Source organism: Caulobacter sp. P1_B12_2 (assembly GCF_056406675.1).
The window spans coordinates 1-7,382 of sequence record NZ_JBFTZS010000222.1 but is presented as its reverse complement, the minus strand read 5'-3'; the positions used below and the strand labels follow the sequence as shown (position 1 = coordinate 7,382).

Annotated in this window: 4 protein-coding genes and 1 pseudogene; 2 read left to right on the top strand and 3 right to left on the bottom strand. The window is 68.6% G+C overall.

Translation table 11 applies throughout. The features are described 5' to 3' along the window. Positions 1–235 (top strand): annotated as a pseudogene (locus AC1DZ6_RS14635) (TetR family transcriptional regulator); the annotation flags it as partial. A 74-nt stretch (positions 236–309) separates the two neighbouring features. Here AC1DZ6_RS14635 and AC1DZ6_RS14630 read toward each other — a convergent pair. Next, a complete protein-coding gene (locus AC1DZ6_RS14630) occupies positions 310–1,119 on the bottom strand; it encodes an OmpA family protein (RefSeq protein ID WP_477097888.1) in 810 nt (269 codons plus the stop codon). Between the two features lie 303 nt (positions 1,120–1,422). On the opposite strand from AC1DZ6_RS14630, the gene AC1DZ6_RS14625 reads away from it, so the two are divergent. Then, positions 1,423–3,351 (top strand): hybrid sensor histidine kinase/response regulator, encoded by a 1,929-nt coding sequence (locus tag AC1DZ6_RS14625; protein WP_477097887.1) that lies wholly within the window; start codon positions 1,423–1,425, stop codon positions 3,349–3,351. Here AC1DZ6_RS14625 and AC1DZ6_RS14620 read toward each other — a convergent pair. Together AC1DZ6_RS14620 and AC1DZ6_RS14615 are read right to left on the bottom strand one after the other, a co-directional pair. Next, positions 3,348–4,595, bottom strand: coding sequence for a pectate lyase family protein (locus AC1DZ6_RS14620; protein ID WP_477097886.1), 1,248 nt, complete (start codon positions 4,593–4,595; stop codon positions 3,348–3,350). The genes AC1DZ6_RS14625 and AC1DZ6_RS14620 overlap by 4 nt on opposite strands. A gap of 11 nt (positions 4,596–4,606) precedes the next feature. After that, positions 4,607–7,382: glycoside hydrolase family 2 TIM barrel-domain containing protein (locus tag AC1DZ6_RS14615; RefSeq protein WP_477097885.1), on the bottom strand; the 2,776-nt coding region annotated here is incomplete at its 5' end.

The following is a 7,382-nucleotide window of genomic DNA, read 5'->3' as shown; positions in this document are numbered from 1 at the left end:
CCAACCGGCCCGTCAGGTGGCCACGGCGCACAAGCTGGAACTGAGGCGTCGGCTGCTCGACATCGCCCAGAGGATGGGCGCGGCCCGGTCCGAGATGCTGGCCGGCCAATTGGCGGTGCTGATCAATGGGGCCTTCGTCAGTTCTCCGATCCTCTCGGCGACCGAGGCGAAGGCCCTGCTGAGACACGCCGCCGAAGCCTTGGTCGAGGCCGCCAGGCGTCCCGACACGGTCTAGCCGAGAGGACGCCGCCGACCACGGAATGGCTTGGCGGCGACGGCGAACCGGGCGGCTCGCCGTCGCCGTCGAGCTCAGTTCGCCGGCGCGTTGGCCTTGCTGATCAGGATCGTCACGGTCACGCGACGGGCTTCGGCCGCGGTCTTGGGCGGATCGGGATCCTGGGCGACGGAGTCTTCACCCAGGGCCGTCGCCGGCACGATATAGGGCGGCACGATGGCGCAGCTCTCGATCAGGTAGGCCTTCACGGCGGCCGCGCGACGGGCGCTCAGACGCTTGTTGGCGGCCGCGTCGCCGGTCGGGTCGGCGCGACCGACCACGGCCAGCCGGAAGCCGCTCTTGATGCCCTTGGCCTTGGCGGCGATGTCCTGCAGGTCCTGCTTGCCCTGGGCGGAAATTGTGGCGCTGCCCACGGCGAAGAACACCTTGGTGCGACCGGCCGGCACCAGATTGCCGACGTTGTTCAGCCGTTCTTCCTGCTCGGCGATGGCCTGCTTGTTGGCCGCGACATTGCCTTCGGTCTGGGACAGGCCGGCCGAGATCTGCTTGGCGGTCTTCAGGTCGGACTTCTTGAAGGTGATGGATTGGGCGACCAGGCCGTCGGCGGACGGCAGCCCCCTGAACTCGATGGCCAGGCCGCGGATGAGATCCTCGGTCGAACCGCTCTCGCGCTGCAGGACCCCCGCGCCGGCAGTGGCCGTGATCTTGGTGTCCGGCGTCAGGGCGAGGGTCTGCTCTTCCGCGCCCATCCTGACGACGAGACTGTTGTCGGTGTGCGAAACGATCATGCCCTTGTAGACTTGGGCTTCCTGGGCAAATCCGAGTCCAGGGACGGCCATCAGCACTGCCCCGAGCATGGCTGCCACCGTTTTGCGGATATCCATGATGCGCGTCTCCATCACCCGCTTCGGACCGGCGATGCGGCGGCCCCCTCAGGATGCAGGCTCGCCTAGGTGGTAGCGCGAAGGAAACTCGCGCGACATCCGTTCAACACCTGAGCCCGGCCTCGGACATCCCCCGATCCCGGCGTGGGTCCGGCGTCGATTTTGACCGATCGCGAGCTTTGGTTGCGCCCGCTCGACAGGCGCGCGATGCTGCGTCTCCGATGACATCGTCGTCTCGCGGAACCTTGCCGGAGAATTCAGGGTTCCACTTCAGCACAGCGCTTCCTGGATATGTCAGACTTGATGCCCGCTCGTCGTTTAAACGACCTGGACCAGGCCGCGCGATTCCAACTGCTCATCGACGCGGTCAAGGACTACGCCATCTACCTGCTCGACGCCGATGGGCTCGTGGCGACGTGGAACACCGGCGCCCAGCTGTTCAAGGGCTACACCGCCGAGGAGATCATCGGCCGACATTTCTCGACCTTCTACACCGAGGAGGATCGGGCGGCCGGACTGCCCGAGCGGGCGTTGCGGCAGGCCGCGACCGCCGGCCGTTTCGAGGCCGAGGGCTGGCGGGTGCGCAAGGACGGCACGCGCTTCTGGACCCACGTGGTGATCGACCCCGTGATCGACGCCGGCGAACTGGTCGGCTACGCCAAGATCACCCGGGACGTCTCCGAACAGCGCGAGGCCGACCGGGCGCTGTACGAAAGCGAGCGGCGCTTCCGGCTTCTAGTCCAGGGGGTCCACGACTACGCCATCTACATGCTCGACCCCGAGGGCAACATCAGCAACTGGAACACCGGGGCGCAGGCGATCAAGGGCTACAGCGCCGGCGAGATCGTCGGCCGCCACTTCTCGCTGTTCTACACGCAAGAGGACCGCGACGCCGGCGCGCCGGCCGCCGCCCTGGCCACGGCGCTTCGCGAGGGCAAGTTTTCCGGCGAGGCCTTGCGCGTGCGCAAGAGCGGCGAGCGCTTCTGGGCCAGCGTCGTGATCGATCCGATCCACGACGAGACCGGCCGACTGCTGGGCTTCGCCAAGGTGACCCGCGACATCACTGAAAAGCGCCACGCCGAGGAAGAGCTGGAGCGCTCCCGCGAGGCTCTGGTCCAGGCCCAGAAGATGGAAGCCATCGGACGGCTGACCGGCGGGGTCGCGCACGACTTCAACAACCTGCTGACCGTGATCCGAGCCTCGGCCGACTTCCTGCGCAGACCCAACCTGCCCGAGGACAAGCGCACCCGCTATGTGGAGGCGATCGCCGAGACGGCCGATCGCGCCGCGACCCTGACGGGCCAGCTCCTGGCCTTCGCCCGCCGCCAACCCCTGCAGCCTGAGGTCTTCGAGGTCGGCGTCCGCCTGCACGGCCTGCATCGGATCATCGGCAGCACGATCGGCTCGTCGGTGGTCATCGAGACGGACCTTCCCGAAAGCGACCACCTGGTCAACGCCGATCCCAGTCAGTTCGACACCGCGATCCTCAACATGGTCATCAACGCCCGGGACGCGATGCCCCGCGGCGGAACGATCAGGATCTCCGCCAGGGTGGTCGACGGCGTTCCCGGGGTGCGCGGCCATGCCGCCGCGCTCGGAACGTTCGTCGCCGTCGACATCGCCGACAACGGGACGGGAATGCCGCCCGAAACGCTGCAGAAGATCTTCGAACCGTTCTTCACCACCAAGCCGGTCGACAAGGGCACGGGCCTGGGCCTCAGCCAGGTCTACGGCTTCGCCAAGCAGTCGCGGGGCGAGATCGACGTCGAGAGCCAGGAGGACGTCGGCACGACCTTCACGCTCTACCTGCCCAGCGCCGCGGGCCAGGCCCTGACGACGATCGCCCCTGTCGCCACGCTCGACCTGACCGCCGTGCCCCGACGCCGCGTCCTGCTGGTGGAGGACAACGAGGGCGTGGGCAAGTTCGCCGCCGGCCTGCTCAAGGAACTGGGCCAGACGGTCACCTGGGTCGGCGACGGCCAGGCCGCGCTGAAGCAGCTGGACAAGGATCCCGACGCCTTCGACCTGGTGTTCTCCGACGTGGTCATGCCCGGCATCAGCGGGCTGGAACTGGCCCAGCAGATCCAGCAACGCTGGCCACAGCTTCAGATCGTGCTGACCAGCGGCTACAGCCACGTCATCGCCGAACAGGGCACCCACGGGTTCACCCTGGTGCGAAAGCCCTATTCGATCGACGGGTTGCTGGCGATCCTGGCGTCCAAGCCGGGCTAGCGCGGATAGCCGCCGACCTCGTTCTCGTCGTCGATCACCCTGCCCGTTCCCTTGCGCACGTCCTGGACGATGCGACGGTCGATGGCGTCGCGGTCCCAGGGCCGGGCGCCGGCGTTGGCCAGGACCTTGGCCTCGACTTGCCGGGCGTCGATCGCCTTCAGGCCTTCGGGCCACAGCGGCGGCTTGTCCAGCAGCCGGATCCTCGGCAGCGGATCGGTGGGCAGCACGCGGGTCGGCGGCATCTCGCTCCCGTCGGCATAGGTCGCCAGGTTGTCGCGCGCGTAGAGGTCCAGATCCCCCTGCCCCTCGACGATCAGGAACGGCAGCCTAGGATCGGTCGAAGCCCCGCCCTTGGTGACGTTGCCGACCAACGCCAGCCGCCCCGTGCGCCATTTGTGCCCCACCCATTCGGGGGCGTTGAGCGCGTAGTGCATGTTCCGCGTGCCAGGATCGTAGATCAGGTTGTTGACCGACACCGCCTCGACCGCGCCCTTGAACAGCTGGTTGCGCTCGCGATTGTGGGCATAGAGGTTGCCGACGATCAGCACTTCCGTGGCGTTGTCGTGGATCAGGCTGCCCTTGGAATGCTCGCCCTTGACGTGGCTGGCGTTCGACAGGCCCTCGGCGACGATGTTGTTGCTGAAGGTGATCCGGTGCGAGGTCCCCTCCTGCCAGCCCTTGGGATCCTCGCCGCCCGTGAAGCGCGGCCCCGAGGCCGAGAGGTTCTCGTCGGTGGCCCAGCTGACCGAGCAGTGGTCGACGATCACGTCGTGCGCCTTCCAGCAGGTGATGCCGTCCACCTCCCAGCCGCTGCGTGACGCCGCGCCGTCACGCCCCGCCCGCACGCGCAGGTGGCGGACGATGACGTCGTGGCTCTCGATGGCCAGGCCGCCCCTGATCAGGGTCACGCCCGGCGACGGCGCGGTCTCGCCGGCGATGGTCAGGAAAGGCTCGACGATCTTGATGCTGTGGCGGGCCAGGTCGATGATCCCGGCCACGTCGAACACCACCGTACGCGGGCCCTTGGTCGTCGCCGCTTCACGGAACGAGCCCGGACCGGCGCCGGCCAGGGTGGTGACCCGGATGACCTTGCCGCCATCGCCGCCCGGCGTGGCGCCCGCCCAGCCCAGGCGCTCGAACATGCGGGGCTTGGGCGCCGCCGAAGCCGCGCTGAAGGCTGGAAGCGCCAGCGCGCCGCCCAGCAAGATCGCCCGCCGCCCGATCCTGGTCACTTGGTCCGTCATCTCAAACTCCCTCAAGATCCCTGCGCCAGCCAGTCGATGGCGTTGGCCAGCCAGCGCCGCTGCAGCGGGCCGGCCATGTCGGGCAGCCGGTGCACCAGCACCCGCATCCCGTCCTTGCGCGCGATGAAGCTGGCCGCGCCGTTCTTGCGATCGTGGTCGCGGCTGTAGGCGGCGATCACCTCGACACCCGCGCCGTCGATCACCAGTCCGTTGGACGGCTGCCCCTCGACCTGGTGCAGAACGCTCATGCCCCGGTCGACCGGCAGGCCGGCGAAGGTGGAATGGGCGCGGACATAGTTCCAGTTGCCCATCCAGGGCGCGCGCAGCCCGCCGACCTGGCCGGTGTAGTCGAACAGGCCAAGGCCGGAGAGCTGCTTGGCCACGCCCTCGGCCAGACCGTCCTCCTGGACCATGGCCAGCAGCGGCGCGCCCGTCTTGACCGCCGCCAGCACCTCGGGCGGCAGGTCGCCCAGGGCCACGACGGGCTTCTCGCCCTTCTTGGGCTGGGCCTCCAGGCCCGTCTGTTCGCCGACCTGGCGACGGACGATCTCGTCGCTCTTCAGGCCCGAGGCGATGATCCCGTCGTAGCGGACGCCCGGCTTGAAATCCTCGAGGACCACGCCCGGCACGGCGGCCAGCTGGTCGCGCAGGCTGCGGGCCACGCCCGAGACGCCGATGCGAACCGGCTTGGCCGCCTTCGGCCCTGGCCCCGTCACCCAGATCTCGCGGTCGGAGACGATGTCGCCCAGCGCGATGCGGATCACGTTCAGCCCCTCGCGCCGCAGGGCCGGGGTCTGGACGCTCTCGGCCACGAGATAGCTGAAGCGGTCGGGCGACTGCGCCGGGACCGGCCAGCGGCCCAGGGCCTCGACGCTTCCGTCCGGCCCGACAAGGCTCAGCACCAGCTCGCCCGACACGGCCTTGCCGGTGTCGTTCAGCAGATAGAGGTCGAGCTCGACGCTCTGCCCCGTCGCATAGGCCAGGGCCCGGGGCTTGGCGATCGCCAGCACAGGCCGCAGGCTCTGGCTCAGCAGGGCCGGATCGGCCTTGAAGCCGCGCAGGACATCGACGATGCCCGAGTGGTTCTCGATCGCCGTGCTCTCCCAGCCGGAGATGGCGGCCACGTCGACGGTCTCGCCGATCCGGATGTTCTCCAGATACTCGCGCCAGGCCTCGTAGGCCTTGCGGCCGACCGACAGGAAAAGGCTCTCGCTGGTCGGGAAGGCCTTCTGGAAATCCCAGCGCTCCAGATAGCTGTTGGTCGGCGCGACCACCGCCTTGTGGTCGTCAAGGTCATAGCTCTTGCCGCCCTTGGCCAGAATCTCGACCACCATGGCCGGGTGGTTGTCGGCGACGGCGCAGCCCTGCATCTCGCCGAACTCGACGATGAACGGCTTGYCGGTCTGGCGGTGAATGTAGTCGTCCTTGCCCTGGTAGAACTTGTCGTACCACTGATCGCCCGCGCCCTGGTGATTGACCCACCAGCCGCCCCACTCCTCGACGTCCGAGCGGTAGTAGTGGTCGTCGTAGGGCAGGTACATGGCCTGGGCCGCGCCGCGCGCCACGAAGCCGTCGTTGAGGATGACCGTGCGGCTGGGATCGATGTCGTGGATCGCCTTCAGCACCGTCTGCACGTCGGGATTGGCCAGGTTGGCGCCGATCTCGTTCTGCAGGGTGTACTGGACCAGCGACGGGTGCGAGCGGAAGGCCCGGGCCATGGCCTTGCACTTCTCGACCATGAAGTCGCGGCTGAAGGCGTCGGCGGGCGACAGGCTTTCGCCGGGCTTGAGGTCCTTGCTGATGGCGTGACGACCGCCGCCGGGCTCCATCACCCGCAGCAGGCCCATCTCGTCCATGGCCGCGAACACCTCGGGCTTGCCGACGTTGCGGTGGAAGTGGAGCGTGTTGAGGCCCAGGGTCTTGGCCGAGGTCACCTCGCGCCTGGCCAGCTCCGGCGTCGGCCACAGGCCGTTGAGACCCCAATAGCCCCACGAGATCGCCGAATAGAGCCGCACGCGCCGGCCGTTCAGGCGCAGCAGGGCGTCGGTTCCAACGCCCTCGACCCCGAACCAGCGGAAGCCGAAGCGGACCTCGCGGGTGTCGATGGCGCCCTTGCGCTCGGTCCAACGGAACCGCAGGCGGTAGAGTTCGGGCGTCTTCAGGTCCCAGAGCTTTGCGGTCGGCGCCGACAGGGTGAACCGGACTCGCAAGCGCGTGGCGTCGAGGGCCTCCAGCGACTCGAGGCGGATGTCCGCCGGGACCAGTCGGCCCGTGCGGTCGTCCACCAGCTCCAGCCCGGCCTTGGCGCGCAGAGCCGTGAGCCTGGCCACGGCGACCGGCTTGTCCAGCGCCACGTCCATGAAGCCGGCCACCCGTCGGGGGGCCGGTGTGTTCAGCACCCAGGCGTCGTCGATGCGGGCCGCCAGCGGATGGACGCTGAGCGTCAGGCCGCGATCCAGCCCGCCGAAGCCATGCGAGGCGAACAACTTGGCCTTGCCCCACATCATGGTGGTGCTGTCGCGCCAGTCGAACCGGCCGCCGGGATTGGTGATGCGGATCGCCAGGCGGTTGGGCTGGCCCGGCCGCATGGCGTGGGTCAGGTCGCAGTCGATCGGCAGCTCCGACATGATCGAATAGCCGACCAGCTGCTCGTTCAGGAACACCTCGGCCCGCAGGCGCGCGCCGCGGATGTTCAAGATCACCCGCTTGCCCTTGGCGGCGGCGGGGATGTCGATGATCCTGGTCCACCACGACACGCCCTTGTAGGCGCCGTAGCGCGGTCCACGC

Bases quoted from the DNA above. Each gene is read 5' to 3' on its own strand.
- AC1DZ6_RS14630 (WP_477097888.1), bottom strand. From the start codon at position 1,119: ATGGATATCCGCAAAACGGTGGCAGCCATGCTCGGGGCAGTGCTGATG.
- AC1DZ6_RS14625 (WP_477097887.1), top strand. From the start codon at position 1,423: ATGCCCGCTCGTCGTTTAAACGACCTGGACCAGGCCGCGCGATTCCAA.
- AC1DZ6_RS14620 (WP_477097886.1), bottom strand. From the start codon at position 4,595: ATGACGGACCAAGTGACCAGGATCGGGCGGCGGGCGATCTTGCTGGGC.